This is a genomic window from Paenibacillus sp. Marseille-Q4541, from assembly GCF_018310695.1.
Taxonomy (GTDB): domain Bacteria; phylum Bacillota; class Bacilli; order Paenibacillales; family Paenibacillaceae; genus Paenibacillus.
The window spans coordinates 225,120-248,814 of the sequence record NZ_JAGXCY010000004.1 but is presented as its reverse complement, the minus strand read 5'-3'; the positions used below and the strand labels follow the sequence as shown (position 1 = coordinate 248,814).

Sequence of the window (23,695 nt, the reverse complement as noted above, 5' to 3'; positions counted from 1 at the left end):
GCCGGACAGTGTACAATAAATGCTGGTGCCTGTCCGTTAAGGCTACATATCGATGTAAATAACAAAGTCCACGAATTTGATTCGCAGGGCTTTGTTTTATAAAGGAGGATCTTCCAAATTGATTTATACGAATTTACGTGAGTTTGTGAACAAATTGAAACAGGAGAAAGACCTAGTCATTATTGATACACCTGTTGATCCATACCTCGAGATTGCAGAAATCCATAGACGTGTCATTGAGGAACAAGGACCGGCGTTGCTATTTACCAACGTAAAAGGTACTCCTTTTCCTGTGCTAACGAATATGTTTGGGACCAGTCGTAGAGTAGATATGGCATTTGGTCCAAGACCTGAAGAACTTATGAAATCAATTGTAGGCGCAACCAAATCACTGATGCCGCCGACACCAAAGGCATTGTGGAACGAGCGAAATCTTATTAAAGAGGGACTGAAAGTAGGGCTCAAAACGGTGCAACGAAGCGAAGCGCCTATTTTGTCTGCAAACCAGACTGCAGCTCCGCTTGCTACCCTTCCGAAAGTGACCAGCTGGCAGCTGGATGGGGGACCGTTTTTAACTTTACCGCTCGTATACACTGAGCATCCCGATGATCATAAAGATCACAATCTGGGGATGTACCGCATCCAAATTTATGATGACCATACAACGGGAGTGCACTGGCAGATTCAAAAGGGCGGCGGGTTCCATTATCATGAAGCCGAACAGCGTGGACAAGGCTTACCCGTGTCTGTCATTCTTGGCGGGCCACCTGCTCTTATTGCATCTGCGATCGCTCCAATTCCGGAAAAACTGCCGGAACTACTAATGGCCTCCTTGATCTTAGGCGATAAGCTGAAGATGGTGGAAGATCCTTATGGGGGACACCGGATGCCGGCGGAAGCTGAATTTGTAATTAAGGGGACGGTTCCTCCCCATGAACGGAGAATGGAAGGTCCGTTTGGCGATCATTTCGGTTATTATTCCTTGGCGCATGAGTTCCCTATCTTGAACGTGGAGCGGATGTGGCATCGCAAAGACGCAATCTACCCGATGACCATTGTCGGCAAGCCACGCCAGGAAGATTATTATCTCGGTGAATTCGTACAGCGGTTATTATCACCTGCTTACTCTATAGTGATGCCGACCGTCAAAGATTTATGGGCATACGCGGAAAGTGGTGTTCATGCGTTAGCTTCTGCAGTAGTCCGTGAAAGTTATTCTCGTGAAGCACTAGTTTCCGGATTTAGCATATTAGGCCAAGGTCAATTGTCCTTGACCAAGTTTTTAATTTTAACGGATCAGATCATTGATTTGTCTAATTTCACAACACTGATCGAAACCGTACTGGAGAGGTTTGATCCGCAAACCGATCTGTTTATTTTTGACCATACATCACACGATACGCTTGATTATACAGGTCACAAATTGAACCATGGAAGTAAGGCGATCCTCGTCGGCGTCGGAGAGAAGACGAGAGAACTTCCGCGTATTTACGAAGGCGGCCACGTTAATGAAATAACGGATATTAAACCTTATTGTGGCGGTGTACTTCTTGTCGAGGGAGCTTCCTATGAGGAAGAACCTGAACTTGCAGGGCGTATCGTAGAGCGTTTTGCTGCACTTGAACAGACTTGGCCATTGGTCATTCTGGTTGATCATGCACAGGAAGTAGCGAAGAACCAAATGTCATTCCTATGGACGGTGTTTACTCGCTTTAATCCGGCTAGTGATATGTATGCGGAAACTTTGGTTAAACGAAATCACATTGGATTTTCATTACCTATTGTCATTGATGCACGAATGAAACCAGGTTACCCGGAAGAAGTTATTCCGCGGGAAGATATTGTGGAACTGGTTGACCAGCGCTGGAAATCATATTTCGCTTAATTGAATATAAAATAGGGATTCTGTGTGCCTTGATGGGGGAAAATGAGGTACAGGGAGGATGTTCATATGCTGCGTACTTTATTGGGTGAGCCACCCCGTGTCAATTCGGGGCATTTGAAGGAAGCCATGGATGCAATGGCTCATATTCTGAAATTATTAATCCTTGAAATAAAAAAGAGTACGGACCCAACCCATGATTATCGTGAACTGGAAATATGGACCCGTGGTCTCATGACCTCTTTAGATGAACTGGAACAAAGTTCATTTGCCGCTTCTTTTTATGCGGCTAAGATTCATGCAACATCCACGGATGATATGGGTCCAGATGAAAAAGCTGATTATGCTCGGTATGTATACTTTTACAAGGATGGTTTCATTCGTATGTTTGCTGTGCTTGATAAACTGGGGAACGTACTGGATGATTGGTATCATTTGCAAACTTCCAAGCTTAAAGCCCATTTTTCCTATTTTACGGTGCTAAAACAGCTGGAGTATCAACCGGAACACAAGGGACTTCTTACGAAGTTATGCAGCTTGAAAGATGAGTACCATGAACCGATGAACCGACTTCGGAAACGCCGTAATACGGAAATTCATCATATGAATGTGGAGATGCAAGATGATTTATGGCAGAGACATCAAGCCCTACATGGGAAAATAAAGCTAGAGGATCTAAAAGCTTTTACTACCGATCTTGCGCTTGGAGTGGATTTGGTCTCACGAAGCTTGCTTGAATCTTTTGAGTACATGAATAAAACGTGGGGCAGACAAATGGTTCGCTCATAATTTTTCCCTTATTTTAGGTGCTAACAGTACTATTGTTTCTAATATCCTTAATTCCGATAAAATTATAATAATTTCCTTTGACAAGTGATGTGAAGTATCATATACTTTCACTTAGTTTCTGAAATATTTATTTCGTTTTAGAAATAACAACATTTAATAATATCAACAATTGCATATAGTTCTTATCGAGAGTGGCGGAGGGACAGGCCCGATGAAGCCCGGCAACCGATTCTTTATGGAGAGTAACCTATCCATATAGGATGACATGGTGCTAAATCCTTCAAGATCGTATTTATATGGTCTTGGCAGATGAGAAGGAATCGCTTTAGCCATTTGAAGCCCTCTTTTTCTGCGAAAAGGGGGGCTTTTTGTTTATATACGAGCCATGTATTACAAGGGTAAAAAGTGGATGATCCGGGTAAAACAACGTATAGGCTTCTGCTAAAGACTCACTCAAGAAATAGAATGACCGCAAGGCAAGGAGGTACCGTATTGATTGAATTAAAAAATATCCGCAAAGATTACGGACGAGGAAAACAAGTGACTACCGCATTGTCGGGACTTGATTTGTCGATTAAAAAAGGTGAAATTTTTGGTGTCATCGGTCATTCCGGGGCAGGGAAAAGTACGCTGATTCGGTTAATTAACTTGTTGGAACGCCCAACATCAGGAGAAGTTTATGTAGATGGCGTAAACATGACAAGTTTAAATAAACATATGCTTCAAGCTGAACGGCGAAAAATAGGGATGATTTTTCAGCATTTTAATTTGCTAAGTTCTGCTACGGTATATGACAACATTGCATTTCCGCTGCGTCTCGTAAAAACAGACAATAAGAAGATTGATCAGAAGGTCAAGGAGTTACTGGAACTTGTTGGACTGTCAGACCACAGTAATAAATATCCGGCTCAACTGTCCGGAGGTCAAAAACAGCGTGTTGGTATTGCAAGAGCGCTTGCAAGTGACCCACAAGTTCTACTGTGTGATGAGGCGACCTCAGCACTTGATCCGCAGACGACGAATTCGATTCTGAAGTTATTGCTTGATATTAATCAGAAATACAACCTGACCATCGTACTGATTACCCATGAGATGCATGTCATTCAGACGATCTGTGATCGTGTTGCTGTCATTCATCAGGGAGGAATCGTGGAAGAAGGACCTGTAACAGAAGTGTTCCTGAAGCCGCAACATCCAGTAACACAAGATTTTATATTGAAAGAAACTGAAGTTGGCGATTTGATGGCAGAAGCAATTAAGGCTTCTCATCTGGAGCATTCAGAGACAGTGAAAATCACCTTCCTTGGCAGCAAGACGTATGATTCCATCTTATCGCAGACGGTGCGTCAAACAGGAGTCGATTTTGCGATTCTTCAAGGAACGATCTCTACGATTAAACAGATGCCGTATGGTCAATTGACAGTTCGTCTGGAAGGACACCCTGAACAAATTTTAAGGACTGTTGAATCCCTAACTCTGCAAGGTCTTGAAGTGGAGGTGATGAAATGATGGGTCTTGATTTTTCCGTTATTAACTGGGATGAGATACAGAAGGCTACGATGGAGACACTAAGCATGCTGCTCGTATCCGGCATATTTACATTTATCATTGGACTGCCTGTTGGAATTATCTTATTTCTGACTTCTCGCTCTACTTCCAAGACAAGCCTAACGGTATATTCCGTACTTTCTTTTGTCGTGAATATCCTGCGCTCGGTGCCGTTCATTATTCTGATTGTGGCGATGCTCCCTATAACGAAAGCCATTGTAAGTACAACGATCGGTGTTGTGGGAACGATCCCTCCACTCGTGGTAGGTGCGGCTCCTTTCTTTGCAAGACTCGTTGAGACTTCCTTGCGGGAAGTAGACCGTGGAGTCATTGAAGCTTCGCAAGCGATGGGAGCATCAACAGGGCAAATTATTATGAAAGTGCTCATGCCGGAATCCCTGCCAGGATTACTTGCCGGAATTACAATCACGATTGTTACACTTGTCTCCTATACCGCGATGGCGGGGATGGTTGGTGGCGGCGGGCTTGGTGCCTTAGCAATCAACTATGGATATTACAGGTATGAACAAGAAGTCATGATTGTGGCGGTTGTTGTAATGATTGTGTTGGTTCAAGTCCTGCAAATGGCAGGGGATAGAATGGTTAAACATTTTACACGTAAGTAACGAATCTTCATTTATATAGTGTGCATTAAATTATCTAATATTAGGAGGGTTTAACGATTATGAAAAAATGGTTCTTATCCGCGCTTACACTTACATTGGTATTGGTTCTTGCTGCATGCGGCAACGATTCTGCTGGTAGCGATACAACAGGCAATGGAGACAATGGTCAAACAGAAAAGAAAGTAACCCTTCGTGTAGGCGCAAGCCCTGTACCGCATGCTGAAATCTTGGAAAAAGTAAAACCGCTCCTTGCTAAAGAAGGCATTGATCTGGAAGTCGTTATCTTTAACGATTATGTACAACCGAATGTACAGCTCTCACAAAACCAATTGGATGCAAACTTCTTTCAGCACAAGCCTTATCTCGACAATGAAAATGAAACACGTGGTTTGAAGTTGGTCGCTCTTAATAACGTTCATGTTGAACCTATTGGCGCTTATTCTAATACAATCAAGTCTGCAGATGAATTGAAAGATGGAGCTAAAATCGCAATTCCAAACGATGCAACAAATGGTGGACGTGCACTTATTTTGCTCGATAAAAATGGCGTTATTAAACTGAAAGACAACACAAATGTGGAATCGAAAATTAGCGATATTACGGAAAATCCGAAAAATCTAAAAATCGTTGAGCTGGATGCAGCAATGCTTCCACGTCAGCTGAATGAAGTCGATCTTGCGGTCATCAATGTGAACTACGCACTGGAAGCAGATTTAAATCCACTAGAAGATGCTTTGTTCATTGAAGATAAGGACTCTCCTTATGCCAACTTGCTCGTATCTCGCGAAGATAATCAAAATGACGAAGCCATTCAAAAATTGAATGCTGCTCTGAATTCACCTGAAATTAAAACTTTCATTGAAGAAAACTATGCGGGAGCAATTGTTCCTGCATTCTAAAAAAGTAAAATGATGAAAACCCGTTCTCTGCTACTAGCGAGAGGCGGGTTTTATTTCTTATCCTCCTCCTTTCTTTTCTTATCACTTCAGCTATATTATACTGGATAGGAACCGCTCTTTTTAGAAGGAGGAAGGGATGTTGGACAACAAAGTCGCCCTTATCACAGGAAGCGCAAAGGGACTTGGTAAAATGACAGCTCTTCGGCTTGCAGCCGAAGGTTATGATATTGCACTGAACTACGTGCATAGTCAGAAAGAAGCTGAAGACTTAAGTGCAGCAATCGAGAAGCTCGGTGTTCGTTCTATCGCGGTACAGGCGGATATATGTAAAGCGGAAGATATAGAACGGCTAATTACAACCGTAGAGCAAAAGCTCGGCGAAGTGGATATACTTATAAACAATGCTGGACCGTTCATCAGGGAACGGAAGCTGTTTTTGGAATATACGCAAGAGGACATTATGATGTTGATGCAGGGAAATTTGGTGGGTACCATGTTATTAGATCACCGTGTTCTTCCTAGTATGCGCCGAAAAAATTGGGGCCGGATCATCCATTTCGGATTTAGTCATGCGGGTGAAGCGAGGTCCTGGCCACAACGGGCCGTGTATGCGTCAGCCAAAGTAGGACTTGTTTCTTTTACAAAGACACTTGCGGTCGAAGAAGCACCTTATGGAATTACAGTAAATATGATCTGTCCTGGAGATATCCGAGGCGATCATAAAGAGATGACGATTGAACAAGTAAGTGGATTAATTGATGAGGAGACCCCTAGGGGGAGACCGGGAAGCGGAGAAGATGTAGCAAGAGTTATTCATTTTCTATGTCAGGAGCAATCGGACTTTGTCACGGGGAATATTATGGATATTTCCGGAGGTCTTGATCCCATTCGGCCAACAATTAAAGAATAAAAAAAGAGTCCCGCTTCTGAAATCGAAGCTGCGGGACTCTCTTATATACTGATGGGATTATTAGAATACTTGAACGACTTCTTGAACGCCTTCTACTTCTTCAACAAGTGCGCGTTCAATCCCTGCTTTTAATGTAATGGTGGAGCTTGGGCAACTACCGCAAGCACCCATTAATTTCAGCTTAACGATGCCGTCTTCTACATCAACCAATTCCACGTCACCGCCATCGCGCTGGAGGAATGGGCGAAGTTTATCAAGAACTTCTAGAACTTCATCATACATGGTGCTGCTTTGTACGTTTTCGCTCATATTTTCAACTCCTTTCCTTCCCTTTATTATAGTACAATTGAAGTCAAAATAAAATGGTCAAAACAAAAGCAGGTGAATAAATTGAGACCCATTATTGAATTTTGTACCAACAACATGCACTTCGGAACGGATGAGGTCTTCGAGGAACTAGAAGAAAACCTCGAATACGATGTTATTGAATACGGCTGTCTCACGAATTGCGGACAATGCAGTAACGCTCCATTTGCACTAGTGAATGGTGAAGTTGTCACAGCGAATAGCGCAAAAGAACTGCATGAAGCCATTTTGTCCAAAATTGCAGAAGCTGACGCATGGAATGACTTGGACCTTTGAGCAGCAGATTTATGAATTAACCGAAATGTCGTTTTGACATCCAAAGGACACCGCTTTTTAGAATCCGCGGGACTCGTCCCATCATGGATGTTTTGCCCATAAGCCCAAAACCGGATTTCTTGCCGAGTGCTCCTAGAGTACCGCGTAGCTTGAGAGCCTCGGTTTTGGGTTCTTCATTTTTCCAGAATGCATGAATGACATGAGCAATTTGTTCGCCTTGGGCTTCAGCTGCTTGAGCACTTGGCGCAAAAGGAACACTCGCACAGTCACCCACGACATAAACTTCAGGATATTCTGGAATCTGATAATATTCATTCAAAGAGACACGACCTTGTGGGTCTTTCTGAACATTCAAGTCACGAACAATTTTTACAGGCTGTATTCCTGCTGTCCATACTACCGTATCTGTTAAAATTTCTTCATCACGATTATAGATCGCTCCTGGTTCAACGCGGGATACCGAGATATGGTTTTTGAGCTCCACCTGATGTTCTCCAAACCATTCTCCTACATACGCTGACAAGCGCTGCGGGAAGGCAGAGAGAACACGTTCTCCACGGTCCAAGATGGTGACGTTTAGATCTGCCCGGCTTTCTCTTATTTCGGCTGCAATTTCTACCCCGCTAAGACCGCCCCCTACAATATGGACATGACCATACGGCTTGATTTCGTTAAGTCGAAGATAGGTTTCCCGTGTACTTTTGAAGCTTTGGATCGTACTGCTGAATTCCTCTGCACCGGGAACTCCGTGAAAACGATCTGTACAACCAAGTCCAATAACTAGCTGTTCATAAGAAAGCGGATCTTCACCATGAATTAGGATGACCTTTTCTTCCAAATTCACAGATTCTACTTCTCCATATTTATAAATAAGTTGATGATGGACAGGATATTGCACACGCAGGTCATAATCAGAAACAGTACCTGCTGCAAGTGCATAATATTCAGTTTTGAGACCTTGAAAAGGCATTCGATCAACAAGAATAATCTGGGTGTCATTTGGAATGGAGCCTTCAATTAGATGTTTAATTACGGTTAGACCGCCGTAGCCGCCTCCGAGGATAACGATATTTTTCATGACGAAATAACTTCCTTTCTTATGCTTTATGCATATACAAGATGTTAGATTTACGCTCGGTCATGAGTGAAAAGGCCGATGGGGTGAAGAATGATGAATTCTTATAAAAATAGGGGAAACAGTAAAGTGGATTCAGCTCTAGAAGAAAAGGGCTGAATCCATTGGGGAAAAATTAATGCATGTAAAAGAAAACAAAATTATTCAAAAACTTCAATCTCATTATAGAATGTATCACGTTCTACTGGAATACGGCCAGCACCTTTTACTAGCCAGATGAGCTCTTTACGAGTCAGTCCTTCAGGTGTTAGAGCGCCCGCAGCGTGACTAATCTTTTCACGTACAATCGTACCATGCACGTCCGATGCACCAAAGCTAAGCGCAACTTGTGTTAATTGAGGACCGATATTAATGAAGTAAGCTTTCACATGATCAATATTATCGAGCATGAGTCTGGAGATCGCAATGGTTTTTAGATCTTCGTAAGCTGAATTACGGCGCATGATACCGGCATTTTTGCTTTTCGGCTGCATGGAGAGCGGAATAAATACCATGAATCCATTCGTTTCATCCTGAAGTTCACGAATTTGGAGCATATGATTAATACGATCTTCATAGGATTCAACAGAACCGTACAACATCGTAGTGTGGGTTTTCATACCGAGCTGATGTGCCGTACGATGAACCTCAAGGTAACGATCGACATTGGCTTTCTCAACTTTCATCTTCTTACGGTATTCATCCGAGAGGATTTCTGCACCACCACCCGTGAGGGATTGAAGTCCGGCTTTTTGTAGTTCCTGCAAAACCTCTCTAATGCTGAGACCGCTAATGCGAGTGAAGAAGTCAATCTCGGCAGCCGTATACGCTTTAAGCGTAACATTCGGATACTTTTCGTTTAAAGCACGAAGGGAATCGACATAATATTGAAAAGGGACATGGTTGTTATGTCCGCCAACAATATGGAATTCTCTCACACCTGGGTGGATATGTTGTTCTACATAATCGATCATCTCTTGCCCGGAAAGCGTGTAGGAGCCTTCTTCTCCTTGGTCTTTACGGAAATTACAAAATGCACAGCGAGCTTCACATACATTCGTGAAATACAGGCTCATATTTTCAATGAAATAAACTTTTTTACCGTTTTTGCGAAGGTTAGCTTCGTTGGCAAGTTGACCAATCGTGAGCAGATCATCGCTTTCGTAGAGATAAACACCGTCTTCCAGTGTCAGGCGTTGACCATTTTGTACTTTTTCAACAATGGCTGCCATCTTGCTGTCCGTAAATGGTGTGATTAAAGTAGACATGCTGATTCCTCCTGAGTCATGACTTTATGTGTTTGCATAATAATGTTGGTAACTATAAGGTAAACCAATGAAAATAATTTTAAGAATGTGAAAAAAGTTACAACTGAAATTATGGCTGCGAACGCGTCTTTCTGTGACAATTCTTCGACATTTGCGATGTACAATTCCTTACTATTATAAACCTCACATTCCGGGGGTTCAATACATAGGAGTAAAAAGCTTGTTCCTTCTTTACCTTTAATTCCATGTCCATCTCTTGAGGTGCGGGATCAGGTGGAGTATAATTCTACGTAGTACACATCATTATAATTCTTTTACGTCACCTAGACGTTGGTTTATTAATATCATAATGGAAAGAAGGAGGTAACGATTATGATTACCATTTCAGATACAGCAGCAGAGCGCTTGAAAGAAATGTTGGAGCAGCAAGAATCACCGAATATGTTTTTACGTCTTGGTGTAACAGCAGGTGGATGCACTGGATTTTCATATGCAATGGGATTTGACGATAATGAAACGGATGCAGACCTATATATGACTGTTCAAGATATGAAGGTAGTTGTAGAGAAGGATAGCCTTCGTCTACTAGAAGGTCTTGAAATCGACTTTGAAGAATCCGGTATGACCGGAGGATTTACTATTCATAACCCGAACGCGATTGCAACATGCGGTTGTGGTTCAAGCTTCCGTACAGCTACAGATGCAGGAAAACCGAACGAAGAGCCTTGCTAATAGGATACACAATATAAAAAACACCCCCCATAACGAATTTGTTTCGTTATGGGGGGTGTTTTGTCTTTTTTAAACTCATCATAATGAGAGCATTCACCGATAATCTTTTATATAACCAGGGCTTTGTACATAGAAAAAGGAGAAAAACAAGATGTTGTATAACATAAATAGGGTCATAAGAACTATACTTATTATGCTGATTATTTTCGCAATTTTGTTACTATTGGTGAAAAAGGTGGCTGAACCTGCTTTTTCCGATTTAATAGCGGAGCCAATTTCAGAAAAAATAGCGAGAAAAGCTTCTGATTACTTGGAGATGCCGCCAACACCAGAGGATCTTGTACAGTTCAAAGAGGATGCAATTACGAATGGTTGGGTTGATCAGAATGGTCGGTTGAATCTTCAGTACAAGCAGCTTCCCGATGCTACAGAGGGTACAATTACCGTGTCGTATGGAGAGACTTTTATGAGGATGATGAATCTTCATTCTTCAACCGATAAGGTGATCTATTATCAGGAGCCACTCGAGGAGGAGTTTGTTGTCTCGACTACAGGGGCGCAACAGCAGATAATGAAACAGAATACGAAGCAGACTGATTCAACATCCTTAGAAGAGATCCCTCTCGTCGAGGGCATAGAAGGGATAACAAAAGATAGTAGCATCCAGCAGGAGAAGCAAGTTGAGACTGTAGAACAACAAAAGACTACATTACAGACAAAGGCAACAAACGAAACAGAGCAAGTAAACAGCGTGAACGAGGCAGCTGTTGATTTGCCTGAAGCCAACGCTTCCGCCAGTGAAAATGGGGTGGCTCTATATGTAAATGGAGTGTACTTCGATGCCTTTGTAAATAAAAAGGATGCTTTAAAGCTAGCGGCTTTTGTGGAAGACGCTAAAATTATTGATCTGGTTACGAGTCGTGTCGTGTGGGAAAGTGAAAATTAGTATAATTATAGAAAAACCACCTCGAAAGTCCGTTAACTCTGGATTGAGGTGGTTTTTTTGATGTGCGCTGTAAGCGAGTAACGAATTTATTTATACACAGGTCTATTCTAAGATAAGGAAATGTTATCCCACTAGTATGGAATAATCCCCCTTTTTATTTTTACCAACAGGTTCCATTATTAAAGCAATACCATTTTTTATTTTACTTGTGGTTTACAGAAAGGAGGGGAACGAGAGGTGACACTCCATGTGAGGAGTGCAGCCAAGTATTATGGACTATATTAAGGTAACCGCTTTCAATTTATGAGAATCTCCTTTTTCTAAGTTATCTTGTGATAGTAGTTCCTCCTATATGTACTTCTGACGTAAAATCCAGATTTATTTCCACTCTTGTATTTAACTTCTTCTAACTACATGTTACATCTACTTTTTTGGTCTTGAGAATATGACTTGCAGTCAACATTATTTATCAAATTGATAACTTAATAGAGGTGAAGATGGTGAATTTATATCCAAGGAAAAAAGAAATCAAATGGATGAATCCATTTCTTGCTCTTATCTTGCTTCTTACCCCCTTAGTTCAAGCACCTTATGCTCACGCCGAAGAAGGCATTTCGCCAGTTCAATCAACAATCACTGCTCCTACGGTAACGGAAGCGACTTATGATCAGGTCAATCCGGGTGCCCCTCAACATCTGAGATTAGCAGAAGGTGGACTCAAACATAATACAGCAAAAATCGAATGGGATTTCCGTGATGACCCAGATGACAATAACATTCAGATTTATTACGCAGATTCGAACGGATATATTAATTGGGGAAATTATTACACTCGTACGCTTACGGGTCTGAAACCAGAGACTACATATCGTATCTACATTACGTGGAATGCCGATAGCGCAAAGAGTAACGTGCTAGAATTCACTACCCCTGCGGACACAAGTGAATATCCGGATACACCGCTCACACCGCCAAGCGCACTCAGCGTTAGCGATGTTACCTATGATACGGTGAACCTCAGCTGGGGATCTAGTCCTGGAGCAGCGGGCTATGATGTCTACGTGAATGGAGGCTGGGCAGGCGGCAGCTGGGAGGAACAGGATACAACTTATAAGTACAAACCGGACGGTGGTCTAATCGATGGGAAGACATATAAGTTTGAAGTTGGAGCTCAGAAAGAGGGCTATCCTGTCTCCAAGAACAGCAATTCGGTTACGATCACATGGGGTGAGCTTGCAGCTCCTGAAGGGCTTAGTGTCATCACGGCTACAAGGTCTGAGGTAAGTTTAGGATGGGCACCTGTTCCTGGTGCAACGGAATACGAAGTGTACCAGAACGGAACACTTCTCGGAACGACTGCTGATGTGCGTTATGTTGCAGACAAGGTAACAGAAGGACAAACTTACAATTATAGCGTGATTGCCAAAAACAGTCTTTGGATTTCGGAAGCAAGCGCAGAAGTTTCTGCAGTACCAGGGAGCAGCTACAACAACATTTCTTATTTTCCTAACTGGGCTGTGTATGAAGAAGGACGTAACTTCCAACCTGAAGATGTGGTTGTTTCGAAGCTTACCCATGTGAATTATGCTTTTGCAGATCTTTGCTGGAGAGCAATCAATAGCAAGGGTGAACCTTGTCAGGATGCTAACATTCCACTTCAATCGGATTATGTTTTCGATGGAGAAATGATTATTGGAGATAAGGAAAAAGATATTGATAATCTTGCACGCTTCAATGCAATGAAATCCGAAAATCCGAATCTTAAAATGATGATATCTGTTGGCGGCTGGTCTTGGTCAGATAATTTTTCTAATATGGCCAAAAATGAAATTACACGCCGTGCTTTTGCCGACTCTGCAGTCGATTTCCTGAGAGCGTACAATCTGGATGGACTCGACATTGACTGGGAGTATCCGGTAGAGGGTGGAGAAGACAACAATTCGCGTGGTCCGGAGGATAAAGAAAATTTCACCCTTTTAATGAAAACCGTTCGTGAAGCATTGGATGCAGCGGGCTCAGAAGACGGCGTCTATTACTTACTTACGATTGCATCAGCCCAAGGTGATAATTTTGTGGTGAATGCGGATTTGAAAAACTCGGTTACTTATCTTGATTTTATTAACATTATGACGTATGACTACAGCGGAACATGGGAGTCTTTAGCGAACCACAACTCGCCACTATACTATGATCGTAATCTTCCCAAAAGCTCAGCTCCACGTAACAACGTGCTGGGTGGATTACTCGGCCATCTAAACGGAGGTGTGCCTGAGTATAAACTGTTAGCAGGTGTCCCTTACTACGGTAAAGGATGGTCTGGCTGTCCTTCCCCGGGAGAGTACACTACTTGTGAAGGGGAAATACCAAAAGGGTCGTGGGAACCGGGAACCTTTGATTTTTATGATATCCAAACTAACTATGTGAACAAAAATGGTTTCACTCATACCTGGAACGAAGCAGCCAAAGTATCCTACGTATACAATCCAACGACAGGAATTTTCATAACTTACAATGATGAAACAACAATGAAATATACAGCTTCCATGATCAAATCGCTGGACATTGCGGGGGCAATGAGCTGGGAAGTTACAGGTGATCGCAGTAATGCGCTGATCAATGAACTTGCTTACAACCTTCCGATGGATGGCGTAGTGAATACAGAAGAGCTTGCCGCACCAACGAATGTGAGCTTTGAAAAAGTAGAAGATCAAAAGTACTCGGTTCATTGGAATGCCGTATCAGGTGCGACCCATTATGAAGTGTTTTTAGATAGCGAATATATCGCAACAACGCAAAAAAACACGCACACGATTTCGGTAAATGCGAATGAGGACCACGTAGTTCGAATCCTTGCAACAAAGAAATCAGGCAATTCGGTTGAGAAAGTATCTAATTTTACAACAAAGAAAGTAATAGTCACTTCACCTGAGCCTTATCCACAGCCGAATCCTTCACCAGTGGTAACGCCAACACCAACTACACCAGCACTTGAATCAAATCAGTTAGAGGCGACGGTAGTTACAGAAGGAGATACAGCAAAGGTTACGCTAAATACGGAGAACGCTCTAAAAACGATTCGTGCCTCGGCACAAGCTGACTTCAAAATTGTGGTGAAAAGCAGTGCGAAACAGACAGAGATTACTCTTCAGCAGGCTGTGATTGCAGCAATCGCTAAGAAATCTGCTTCAGCAAGTCTTACCTTGATCGTAAATGGAGCTGAACAGAAAATCCCGGTGTCGCTAGTAACAGGAGCAGCGGATATCAGAGTAACCACCTCTGTTGCTTCGGAAACAGAAGCGAAAGCAATCGAAGCATGGATTAAAAACAACAAGATTGTACGTAAACTGGGACAGCTGAAGATAGAGCAAATAAGCGAAAAAGGGACAACAGAGGAGATCAAAGGGTTTGGTACCTCGTATGTCAGTGAGTTTATTATACTGGATGCAAAAGATGTAGATACCAAACACCTTGCTGGGTTTGTTTATATCAAAGCTACAGGTGAATTCCGTCCTGTTCCGACCTTGGTGACTCTGAGTGCCGATGGAACGGCTAAGGTTCAGATGCAGAAAACGGCAGGCGGTATTTATTTCTTGGCACAAAACAGCAGTGAATTTACAGGTTTCGTCTCTACTTGGGCACGAGCAGACGTGGAGCAAGCCATTAACAAGCAGATTCTACTTCCGGATATGAACGGAAAGATTCAAGTAAAAGAAAACATTTCACGTGAAGAAGTCATCTCCATCCTCGTAAGAGGACTGGGTCTAATACCGAATGCCAGTGAACAAAACTTTATCGATGTGAGTAATGAATCAAAGTATGCCAAGGAAATTGCCGCTGCCAAAGGAGCTTCCCTTGTAAAAGGTAAAACAAATGGTACGTTTGATGGCAATGCGGATATCACTCGTCAAGAACTTGCAGTCATCATTGCGAATGTCCTTCAATACGCTGGAAAACAGGAAGCCGCTAATTTGGCTGTGTTAGCACAGTTCGAGGATCAAGGTGATATTGCACCCTATGCAAAATCATCCGTTGCCATTCTTGTAGAAAAGAAACTGCTAAATGGTGTATCAGTGAGTCGACTTGCTCCGCAAAAAAATGTGACGAAAGAAGAAGCAGTCGTCTTAATTATGAGAACACTACGTGATTTGAATCTAACGAATAAATAATTATATTTCTTCGTTTAATGTACTGATAACCAAAAGAAGAGCTGATCCATACCATCACAGGTGGCATGGATCAGCTCTATTTTATTTGCAATAGTAGTTGGGTCATTTTCGGCCTAAGGAATTAAATGAATTCGTGAGTGGGTATCAACTTTGGGCTCTATTTGTGTTAGCATATCACTACAGGATATTTTGTTTTTCAGACACTTCAATTCGGGTTAAAAATGGGTATGGAAAAGAGGAATCACATCATGATTGAAATAGAACGAATTCACCATGTAAGTCTGGCTGTTCGAGACCTGACAAGAGCTCATCAGTTCTATGCTGAGAAGTTGAAATTCAAACAGATTGAGCGTCCTCCATTTCATTCAACAGGAGTCTGGTATGCCATTGGGGAAGGGCAGCAGCTTCATTTGCTTCAGTATCCTGAAGGAGAATCACTCCGAAATAGTGGAATAGATACGACAGATGGTCATTTCGCTGTATGGGTAAAAAGTTTCCAGAAGACGAAAGAATGGCTCGAATCCGTAGGAATTCCTTATGAAGAGAGACCAAACAGTGTGGCAGGATTCGCCCAAATCTTCATTCTCGACCCCGATCATAACATCATTGAGTTTGATGCTCCATATTTTTCATAATCGATACATGAGACAATAAAAAACGACTACATTACACCGATAAACTGCTTCGTGTTATGTAGTCGTAGCTATATATTAAACTTCCGTTTGAAATATAACGGTATCTCTCGAGTAATGGTGTTCCCTGCCATCGTCACTTCTTACACGGACTTTATCATTAGAAAACATCTCTACATACCCTCGAGCGATTTCGCAATAGACGCCTGCGGAATCTTCCTGCCAGACGGAAACGACGGTTTGAGACAAGGCGGCGGTAAAAAACTCTATGTTTTTTTGCAGTGTTCGGGATTTGTTGGAATTCATCGTATCCTCCTTCTATAAGGTGTCATTTACGTTCATGTATACGCTCTTAAGTGAGCTGACGTAAACACTTTACCTTCTCTCTACTCTATTGTAAAGCATTCGACAGAAATTGGGAGAACAAACTATCTGATCTTTGCTAACTCTTCATCCTATCTACGATATATATATGCAGCAAAATGAAAGATTTTACATAATGTTTACGTAAATTTAACACTCGGATGATGATTGACTGTTTTATGAAGGTTTACAATAGAGTAGGCTACAATACTGATATTACTGCGAGGGGTCTTATGAAAAACGAGAGCGTACGTATAGAAACGAAGAGTGAACATGAAGTGTATTCCTATTTGAACAGAGACTTAAGCTGGCTGGAATTCAACCGAAGAGTGCTTCAGGAAGCGCAAAATTCGGATACGCCTTTACTCGAACGAGTACGTTTCTTATCCATTGTTACTTCCAACCTGGATGAATTCATGAGTGTGCGGGTTGCCGAAACAAGAGAGAAGATGAAAGCTGAGCTGATGAAAAAAGACTTTACTGGGTACACCCCGACAGGTCTTTATAAACGATTAATGAAGCGTATTTCCAAAATGATTCAGGAACAGTATCGCTCCTATCGAGATCTTTTGAGACAACTTTCTAAAAAAGGCATCGTATTTATGGAGTATACGGATCTAAATGCAACCCAGCAGAAGGCGATGGAGCAATATTATCATGATATTGTTTTTCCCGTGCTTACGCCGATGGCTGTAGATCAGAGCAGACCTTTTCCACTTGTACACCATAAATTTGTTTATCTTGCTGTCGTACTTCGTAAAGAAGGAGATGACAATGAACTCTATTTTGCTATCGTTCAGGTACCATCCAATATTCCGAGAGTTATTAAAGTACCCTTACGTTCGAACAGCAAAAAGAAATCATTTATTCTTACGGAGGAGCTTATAAAGCATCATATTCATACCCTCTTCAGTGGGTACATACCAGAGTCGGTTCATGGCTTTCGGCTAACGAGAAATTCAGACCTCTATATTAATGAAGAAGAAGTGGAAGATCTGCTGGAAGAAATCGAAAAAGAACTGAGACGTCGTAGACGCGGAGCCCCAGTGTGTCTTGAGGTGGAACAGGGGATTCATCCTTATGCGCTTGGTCATTTACAGCATGAATTCGGTATTCAAGATGACCAGATGTTTGAAATGGAGGGACCGCTAGATCTGGGCTTCCTTGGTGGTTTTGTGGATCAGCTTGAAAGTTATAACCACTTGAAATACCCTAATCTGAAACCCGTATATCCGGAAGTCTTTAATACCGAAGAAAGTTATTTCAAAATTTTACGCAGGCAGGATGTTCTTCTCTACCACCCGTATGAATCGTTTGATGCAGTGACGGATTTTCTGGAAGAAGCAGCAGAAGATCCACAGGTTATGGCGATCAAAATGACTTTATATCGTGTCAATGGAGATTCAAGATTAATTCCTGCGCTTGCTCATGCAGCAGAGATGGGCAAACAGGTCACCGTTGTAGTGGAGCTGAAAGCCAGATTTGATGAAGAGCGAAATATAGCATGGGCTCGGAAACTTGAAAAAGCCGGCTGCCACGTTGTGTATGGCTTGTTAGGTCTCAAAACGCACGCCAAAATCATTCTTATCGTGCGGAGAGAACAGGATATGCTCCGAAGGTACGTTCATGTGGGTACTGGTAATTATAATGCGAGTACAGCTCGTGTATACACGGATATCGGCTTATTGACCTCGAATCCTCAAATTGGGGAAGATGCTTCACAGGTATTTAATGAAATCACCGGTTATTCAGCTGCTCAAGGGCTTGATGAGCTTCATATTGCACCGGTTGGACTAAAAAGTAAACTGTTCGAGATGATTCGGCGGGAAGCTGCCAATGCGGAAAAAGGCAAACCAGCAAAAATCATTGCCAAAGTTAACTCGCTTTCGAATCAGGAAATCATTGATGAACTATATGCAGCTTCACAAGCCGGAGTACAGATTCAGCTTATTGTAAGAGGGGTTTGCTGCTTGCGTCCGGGTCTTGAGGGAGTCAGTGAGAACATTCGGGTGATTAGTATTGTGGACCGTTTTCTGGAGCACTCTCGTATTTTCTATTTTGAGAACGGGGGAGATTCCGAGGTTTATCTTTCGAGTGCAGACTGGATGACAAGAAATTTGGATCGCCGGATCGAGCTGATGTGCCCGGTAAATGACCCGAAACTGAAACAAACTCTTGTGAATACGCTGGAGCTTTCGCTTAATGACAACGTGAAGGCTCGTCAGTTATTATCCAATGGAACGTATACACCGGTTAACAACAAGGAGCCTTTACTACGAAGTCAGTTTGAGGCAATTCAAATCAAGACATGGAAGAATTCGAGATAGACCATTTCATATCTAGTTTCCAAGTTTTTTCTACTTCTTTTTTTATATCTTCAAGTTCTTTCAGTTCAATAAACGGCTCTCTGCGGCAGATTAATTTCAATTGCAGAGTGTCGTTTATTTTGTTTACTGTCATTTTTTCAACGGCAGACCCTCCACTTCCGTATAAGGCAGAAGCAAGTCGCAGGAGTGAGCCGAGGCGTGCAACCCGTTTATTATCTTCAACCCGTAAAATATCCTTGTGATGTTCCATTTCCATAGGAGTTCTACTTTTAGGATGATAGTCGGCAATCATGGCAGTAATGATGGCTTCTCGGTGGCTCAGTCCCCAGACACCGTGGTTCTTAATCCAGTAGAGGGAATGCTGGCTCGCCCGGTGATGCTGAATTCGCTCCCCAATGCGATAGAGCATCGCGGAGGCGTATATAATTCGTTTATCAGATAGCGAGGATTCAGCTTCGAGCTCTTGATAGAGCTGTTCCATACAAGAACGGAGTTGGTTCATTTCCTCTGCCGGAGCAGAGGAGTTGAAATGAAGTAGATTCCAGATGCTTTTGGTCAGTACTTCCTGATTCATATATTCGGGATAATCTTTTTGCATCATTTCATAGAAAAGCCCATCCCGAAGCCCTGCACCGCTGACAATATAATGTGTGGACTCTAGCCATTCAAAAATAGTCTGCAACAATATAACACCTGGGATGATAAGGTCTGTCCGGTCCTTGGATAAACCCGGTGTTTTTTTGCGCTGATCAGAAGGGATGTAAGGGAGCGTATTATAAAATACACGAATATCTTCAGGCTCCATTCGGTAATTATGCATGACCGGAAGGGAGTATTCTTGCTTCTTCTGCGCCATCTTAGCAAGGGAACGTACCGTTCCTCCAAGTCCGACGAGCGGAAGTCCAGTGTGATCCTGTGTCCAGGAGTAGTCCTTTAGATAGGCATGTATGGAACTGCGAAATGCATCTACCATATCTCTGCTCCAGTAAGCGGACGAGCCATAACGAGCATGGGAGTTTACAGCACCGTAAGGGATGGAAAGGCTGTCTTTATATTGTCCGTCCAGAAAAAGGGTGATTTCCGTACTTCCACCGCCGATGTCGATAATAAATCCATCTGAAATAGAAAGCGATTCAATGACACCGAGAAATCCAAGACGTCCTTCGTCTTCTCCTGAGATTAGTTGTACTTCAAGACCGATTTCATTCCTGATCCATGTTGTAATCTCATCCCTGTTTCGAGCATTACGTATCGCGGCTGTAGCAGCTGCTCTGATGTTATTCACTCGATAACTTGCACATATTTCCTGGTAGCTGCGAAGCACCGGCAGAATGGATGCTATGGCGTCATAGCTAATGGTACCGTCGGGATCCACCTTCTGACTGAGTCTAGCAGCGTATTTTTTCTCATATAAGACACGGTGTGCCCCCATATGTAGTACTTCATAAATAACGAGCCTGATGGAGTTAGACCCGATATCAATAATTCCGAAACGATGAGACGTCATATAAGTACAGCTCCTTCTTTCCTTGCCTTTTTGTTATTGTAACCGAAAAAAGAATAGACGAAAAAACCATCTCCCATTTTCGGAGAAGATGGTTCCTTGCTGTAACGGGTCAATTATTGATGAATTTAATGACTTCTATAATAATGGCAGAAAAGATAACAGAAAAAACAATACAACCAATACCGAACCCGATATGTTTTTTGTCACGTATAAATTTAATTCCTGTGATAAACGTGAGAATGGTAACTGCGACTAAAACAATGACCATTGCAAAGTAGGCAATACCGTAGAATCCTTCAATAAATTGAGCCACGGAGTGAAATGCTCCCTTCCCTATCGTAATCTATTTATTTAATATAGCGTATCTCGGGTGAAAATCCCAATTCTCTTTTCCCTCACAAAAAAGGCGTCTCTATAAGGACAGACATACAAGAGAAGAAAGAGTTACAGAAATATATATATATCAGGACTCTAGCTTCATTTTTTATGTTATGAAGGAGGGAAACGTATGGATCGGACCATTGGAAGCAAGTGGATTAAGACAGAAGTACTCCAAAAGAACCCTTTTATCGCCAATCATATCCCAGAGACAGCAATATTTAGCGAACAGCATTTGAAAACGATGCTAGAAAAACACAAAATGGTCTTCGTAAAACCGATTCATGGCGGCGGTGGCAACGGAGTCATCCGTGTTAAAAAAGAAGGAGAGAAGTATTCTTATACCAAAATGGCACATACTTCTAGCTTTTCAAGTTATGGTGCCATGTATCGTTCACTTATGAGTATCAAATTAAAAAGGAAATATTTAATTCAGCAAGGAATTGTACTTGCTCGTATTGATGGGCGCCCTATAGATTATCGTGTTAAATTCGTAAAAAAAGAAAACCAGTGGACGTTTACTGCGATGCTGGGAAGACTGGCTCGTCCGGGATTAGTTATAACGAATGTATGTAAAGGGGGAACGTTGCTGAAATGCAGGGTGGCACTCAGACGTTCTTTACCTCATATTCATGCCAAAACGAAACAGCAAGAAATGCGTGGACTTACTAGAACCTGTACCGTGCTTTTAGAAGAGGAGTTTCCGGGAATCGGTCAACTTGGTTTTGATTACGGGCTGGATAGGTCCGGGAAAATTTGGATTTTGGAAGTAAACACCAGACCCCAATAATTTGATAATGTACTGTTTAAAATAGATCGAAAAAGGGTAAAACTTCACAGTTATTTCTTTTCTCTTGTCTTTTCCTCATACATTTACTTTAAATCTAGCAATTTTCTTTGAAAAAAATATAAATATATTTTTTAAGCCAAAGTTATTATTTATCCTGTGTATAATTATTGTCCACATATTCTCCCTTACAAAACCTCAATATTTTCAATTTATTAACAGTTTATACACAGGATTTCCACAAATGGGTGTGGATAACAGAACGCTTGTTCTACTTTTTGTTCTCTGCTAGAATAGAGACGAGGAAAAAAAAGAAAGGGTGTGTCGGAGATGGCTATGCTTTCAGATGAGATGTTGCTCGATTCTTATCACATGGCAATCGAGCTCCAGCTTGAACGCGATTTCATCGCTCTATTATTAGGTGAAATCCTCAGGCGCGAACTGAACACCGACGTATCTGCCGTTCTTCATTAGAGATCCTCTTGGTTTAACGGTCAAATACTGCCAGGCACTTCCCATGTTTCCACAGCATAAGAAGTTTGTGTCATACAGTGAGGACAGAACATAAGGTGAATGCAATAGCCCTTGGCTTCAGGTATCGTAAGATAGACGGAAGATGACACATACGGGCTGTACGGCCCGGCGTAGTCTTCCTGTAATCCGTAATCCACGATAGGCTCATGGCAGGTGGGGCAAGGTTGTGAAGGTATATTTAGACCGTTACATAATGGGCACAAATAAGGCAAAGGGTATCCCTCCTGATGTAGTTATCAGGAGTAAGATACCCTTTTTTATTGGCTTCTTATTCTTTTACGTAGTGAATAGCCAAGGTTACATTTTCATATTACTGCTGTGTCCAGGAGACAATTTGGCATTAGGATCTACATATACTTTAGCATTATTGACTGCTGTTGGGGCTTCACCAAAGCCGACGGCAATCAGTTTAAGTTTACCCTCATAGGTTGTAATATCACCGGCTGCAAAAATACCAGGAATACTTGTCTCCATTCGAGTATCCACGACGATCGAGTTACCCTGAATATCGATTCCCCATTCTGCAATCGGGCCAAGAGAAGAGATGAAACCAAAGTTCACGATGACATCATCGACTTCAATTTCTTGTGTTTCTTTCGTTTTTACATGAGAGAGAGTTACTTTAGTAATGCGGTCTTCTCCGTGAAGCTCGGTAATTTCCGTTGGAGTGACCACATTGACCTTGGAAGCCATCAAATTCTCAACACTGTGCTCGTGTGCGCGGAATTTGTCACGGCGATGGATGAGAGTTACTTGTTCTGCGATTGGTTCGAGCATAAGCGCCCAGTCAACTGCAGAATCTCCGCCACCGCTGATTAGTACTTTTTTGCCTGCAAAACGGCTCAAGTCACTTACAAAATAATGAAGGTTTGTTTTCTCAAAACGTGCTGCACCCTCAAGTTCCAGTCTACGAGGTTCAAATGCGCCTACACCTGCAGTAATAATGACGGATTTGGCATGATGTACGTCTTTATCTGTCGTAACAACAAAATGGCGCTCATCTTTTTTCTCTACAAAAACTACTTTTTCTTCTAGGCGAATGTCTGTATCAAAACGGTCCATTTGAGAAAGAAGATTGTTTACCAGTTCTCCTGCTGTAACTTTTGGGAATCCGGCTACATCATAAATGTATTTCTCCGGATACAGTGCTGCGAGCTGGCCGCCAAGTTGAGGCATGCTTTCAACAATTTTCACAGATGCCTGACGCATACCGCCATAAAATGCAGCAAACATACCGGCAGGTCCTCCACCGATAATTAGCAAATCAGTCATTTCGTGAGTGGATTCTGGGGTCGTCACCTTGTAGAACACACCTTTCTCTCTATATTTTAGTGAATCAATTTCGTCACGGATGTTGTTCCACGAGATTCTCGATTCTTATGATTAAAGTCATTTTCATTATAGACACTACCGCAAATTGTTGCAAAGGTCATTTCGATTTGTTTTCATGAAGTTTTCATGATTATATATTAAAATTTCGTCTCCCTTGGACAAGACATTTTTTGACTTGCTATTTTGAAGGCGTATCGCTATTATTTTTGGTGCATGAAAAATTTTTCTTGATTTTTGAGTATTTTCCGTATATTTTATAAAGTTTTGAAACCTCATGACATAAGTTGTCGTTTTATTGAATAGGAATAGAACT

The 23,695-nt window shown here is 42.1% G+C and carries 21 protein-coding genes and 1 riboswitch; of the genes, 14 read left to right on the top strand and 7 right to left on the bottom strand.

What is annotated here, in order from left to right:
• Positions 1 to 118 precede the first annotated feature (118 nt).
• The 6 genes from KFT32_RS07570 (at position 119) to KFT32_RS07545 (ending at position 6,654) form a co-directional block, all read left to right on the top strand.
• On the top strand, positions 119 to 1,885 hold the full coding sequence (locus KFT32_RS07570) for a UbiD family decarboxylase (protein WP_211746535.1): 1,767 nt from the start codon (positions 119 to 121) through the stop codon (positions 1,883 to 1,885).
• A 66-nt stretch (positions 1,886 to 1,951) separates the two neighbouring features.
• Positions 1,952 to 2,671 (top strand): Cthe_2314 family HEPN domain-containing protein, encoded by a 720-nt coding sequence (locus KFT32_RS07565; protein WP_211746534.1) that lies wholly within the window; start codon positions 1,952 to 1,954, stop codon positions 2,669 to 2,671.
• A gap of 179 nt (positions 2,672 to 2,850) precedes the next feature.
• Positions 2,851 to 2,987: riboswitch (SAM riboswitch) on the top strand.
• Positions 2,988 to 3,163: 176 nt separating this feature from the next.
• Entirely contained in the window at positions 3,164 to 4,180 is a 1,017-nt protein-coding gene (locus KFT32_RS07560; RefSeq protein ID WP_211746533.1) for a methionine ABC transporter ATP-binding protein, read from the top strand.
• Positions 4,177 to 4,845, top strand: a complete 669-nt coding sequence (locus KFT32_RS07555; RefSeq protein WP_211746532.1) for a methionine ABC transporter permease — start codon at positions 4,177 to 4,179, stop codon at positions 4,843 to 4,845. Before KFT32_RS07560 ends, KFT32_RS07555 begins: the two co-directional genes overlap by 4 nt.
• 59 nt (positions 4,846 to 4,904) lie before the next feature.
• Positions 4,905 to 5,744 carry a MetQ/NlpA family ABC transporter substrate-binding protein gene (locus KFT32_RS07550; RefSeq protein WP_211746531.1) on the top strand — a complete coding sequence of 280 codons (840 nt, stop codon included), beginning with the start codon at positions 4,905 to 4,907 and terminating at the stop codon, positions 5,742 to 5,744.
• Positions 5,745 to 5,883: 139 nt separating this feature from the next.
• On the top strand, positions 5,884 to 6,654 hold the full coding sequence (locus KFT32_RS07545; RefSeq protein ID WP_211746599.1) for an SDR family oxidoreductase: 771 nt from the start codon (positions 5,884 to 5,886) through the stop codon (positions 6,652 to 6,654).
• Between the two features lie 60 nt (positions 6,655 to 6,714).
• On the opposite strand, the gene KFT32_RS07540 is transcribed toward KFT32_RS07545, so the two are convergent.
• Entirely contained in the window at positions 6,715 to 6,963 is a 249-nt protein-coding gene (locus KFT32_RS07540) for a NifU family protein (protein ID WP_160034785.1), read from the bottom strand.
• Positions 6,964 to 7,044: 81 nt separating this feature from the next.
• Here KFT32_RS07540 and KFT32_RS07535 point away from each other — a divergent pair, with 81 nt between their 5' ends.
• Complete coding sequence (locus tag KFT32_RS07535) at positions 7,045 to 7,296, top strand: YuzB family protein (RefSeq protein ID WP_211746530.1); 252 nt, start codon at positions 7,045 to 7,047, stop codon at positions 7,294 to 7,296.
• A gap of 16 nt (positions 7,297 to 7,312) precedes the next feature.
• Here the strand turns inward: KFT32_RS07535 and KFT32_RS07530 are convergent, their stop codons facing one another.
• Complete coding sequence (locus KFT32_RS07530) at positions 7,313 to 8,374, bottom strand: NAD(P)/FAD-dependent oxidoreductase (protein ID WP_211746529.1); 1,062 nt, start codon at positions 8,372 to 8,374, stop codon at positions 7,313 to 7,315.
• 197 nt (positions 8,375 to 8,571) lie between these two features.
• Positions 8,572 to 9,678 (bottom strand): aminofutalosine synthase MqnE, encoded by a 1,107-nt coding sequence (gene mqnE / locus KFT32_RS07525; protein ID WP_211746528.1) that lies wholly within the window; start codon positions 9,676 to 9,678, stop codon positions 8,572 to 8,574.
• Between the two features lie 372 nt (positions 9,679 to 10,050).
• On the opposite strand from mqnE, the gene KFT32_RS07520 reads away from it, so the two are divergent.
• The 4 genes from KFT32_RS07520 (at position 10,051) to KFT32_RS07505 (ending at position 16,157) form a co-directional block, all read left to right on the top strand.
• Complete coding sequence (locus tag KFT32_RS07520; RefSeq protein ID WP_211746527.1) at positions 10,051 to 10,410, top strand: HesB/IscA family protein; 360 nt, start codon at positions 10,051 to 10,053, stop codon at positions 10,408 to 10,410.
• A gap of 151 nt (positions 10,411 to 10,561) precedes the next feature.
• Positions 10,562 to 11,356 carry a hypothetical protein gene (locus tag KFT32_RS07515; protein ID WP_211746526.1) on the top strand — a complete coding sequence of 265 codons (795 nt, stop codon included), beginning with the start codon at positions 10,562 to 10,564 and terminating at the stop codon, positions 11,354 to 11,356.
• Positions 11,357 to 11,853: 497 nt separating this feature from the next.
• Entirely contained in the window at positions 11,854 to 15,522 is a 3,669-nt protein-coding gene (locus tag KFT32_RS07510) for a glycosyl hydrolase family 18 protein (protein WP_211746525.1), read from the top strand.
• 248 nt (positions 15,523 to 15,770) lie between these two features.
• On the top strand, positions 15,771 to 16,157 hold the full coding sequence (locus KFT32_RS07505) for a VOC family protein (protein ID WP_211746524.1): 387 nt from the start codon (positions 15,771 to 15,773) through the stop codon (positions 16,155 to 16,157).
• Positions 16,158 to 16,232: 75 nt separating this feature from the next.
• Here KFT32_RS07505 and KFT32_RS07500 read toward each other — a convergent pair whose 3' ends face one another.
• Positions 16,233 to 16,460 carry a hypothetical protein gene (locus tag KFT32_RS07500; RefSeq protein ID WP_211746523.1) on the bottom strand — a complete coding sequence of 76 codons (228 nt, stop codon included), beginning with the start codon at positions 16,458 to 16,460 and terminating at the stop codon, positions 16,233 to 16,235.
• Positions 16,461 to 16,750: 290 nt separating this feature from the next.
• Between KFT32_RS07500 and ppk1 the strand changes: the two genes are divergently transcribed.
• Complete coding sequence (gene ppk1, locus KFT32_RS07495; RefSeq protein WP_211746522.1) at positions 16,751 to 18,844, top strand: polyphosphate kinase 1; 2,094 nt, start codon at positions 16,751 to 16,753, stop codon at positions 18,842 to 18,844.
• Here ppk1 and KFT32_RS07490 read toward each other — a convergent pair.
• Entirely contained in the window at positions 18,819 to 20,351 is a 1,533-nt protein-coding gene (locus KFT32_RS07490; protein WP_211746521.1) for a Ppx/GppA phosphatase family protein, read from the bottom strand. The two genes, ppk1 and KFT32_RS07490, sit on opposite strands and share 26 nt — an antisense overlap.
• A gap of 109 nt (positions 20,352 to 20,460) precedes the next feature.
• Complete coding sequence (locus tag KFT32_RS07485) at positions 20,461 to 20,664, bottom strand: hypothetical protein (RefSeq protein WP_211746520.1); 204 nt, start codon at positions 20,662 to 20,664, stop codon at positions 20,461 to 20,463.
• 195 nt (positions 20,665 to 20,859) lie between these two features.
• Between KFT32_RS07485 and KFT32_RS07480 the strand changes: the two genes are divergently transcribed.
• Together KFT32_RS07480 and sda are read left to right on the top strand one after the other, a co-directional pair.
• Positions 20,860 to 21,519 carry a YheC/YheD family protein gene (locus KFT32_RS07480; RefSeq protein WP_211746519.1) on the top strand — a complete coding sequence of 220 codons (660 nt, stop codon included), beginning with the start codon at positions 20,860 to 20,862 and terminating at the stop codon, positions 21,517 to 21,519.
• 327 nt (positions 21,520 to 21,846) lie between these two features.
• Positions 21,847 to 21,990, top strand: a complete 144-nt coding sequence (gene sda, locus KFT32_RS07475) for a sporulation histidine kinase inhibitor Sda (RefSeq protein WP_211746518.1) — start codon at positions 21,847 to 21,849, stop codon at positions 21,988 to 21,990.
• A gap of 357 nt (positions 21,991 to 22,347) precedes the next feature.
• On the opposite strand, the gene KFT32_RS07470 is transcribed toward sda, so the two are convergent.
• Complete coding sequence (locus KFT32_RS07470) at positions 22,348 to 23,322, bottom strand: NAD(P)/FAD-dependent oxidoreductase (RefSeq protein WP_211746598.1); 975 nt, start codon at positions 23,320 to 23,322, stop codon at positions 22,348 to 22,350.
• Positions 23,323 to 23,695: the final 373 nt, after the last annotated feature.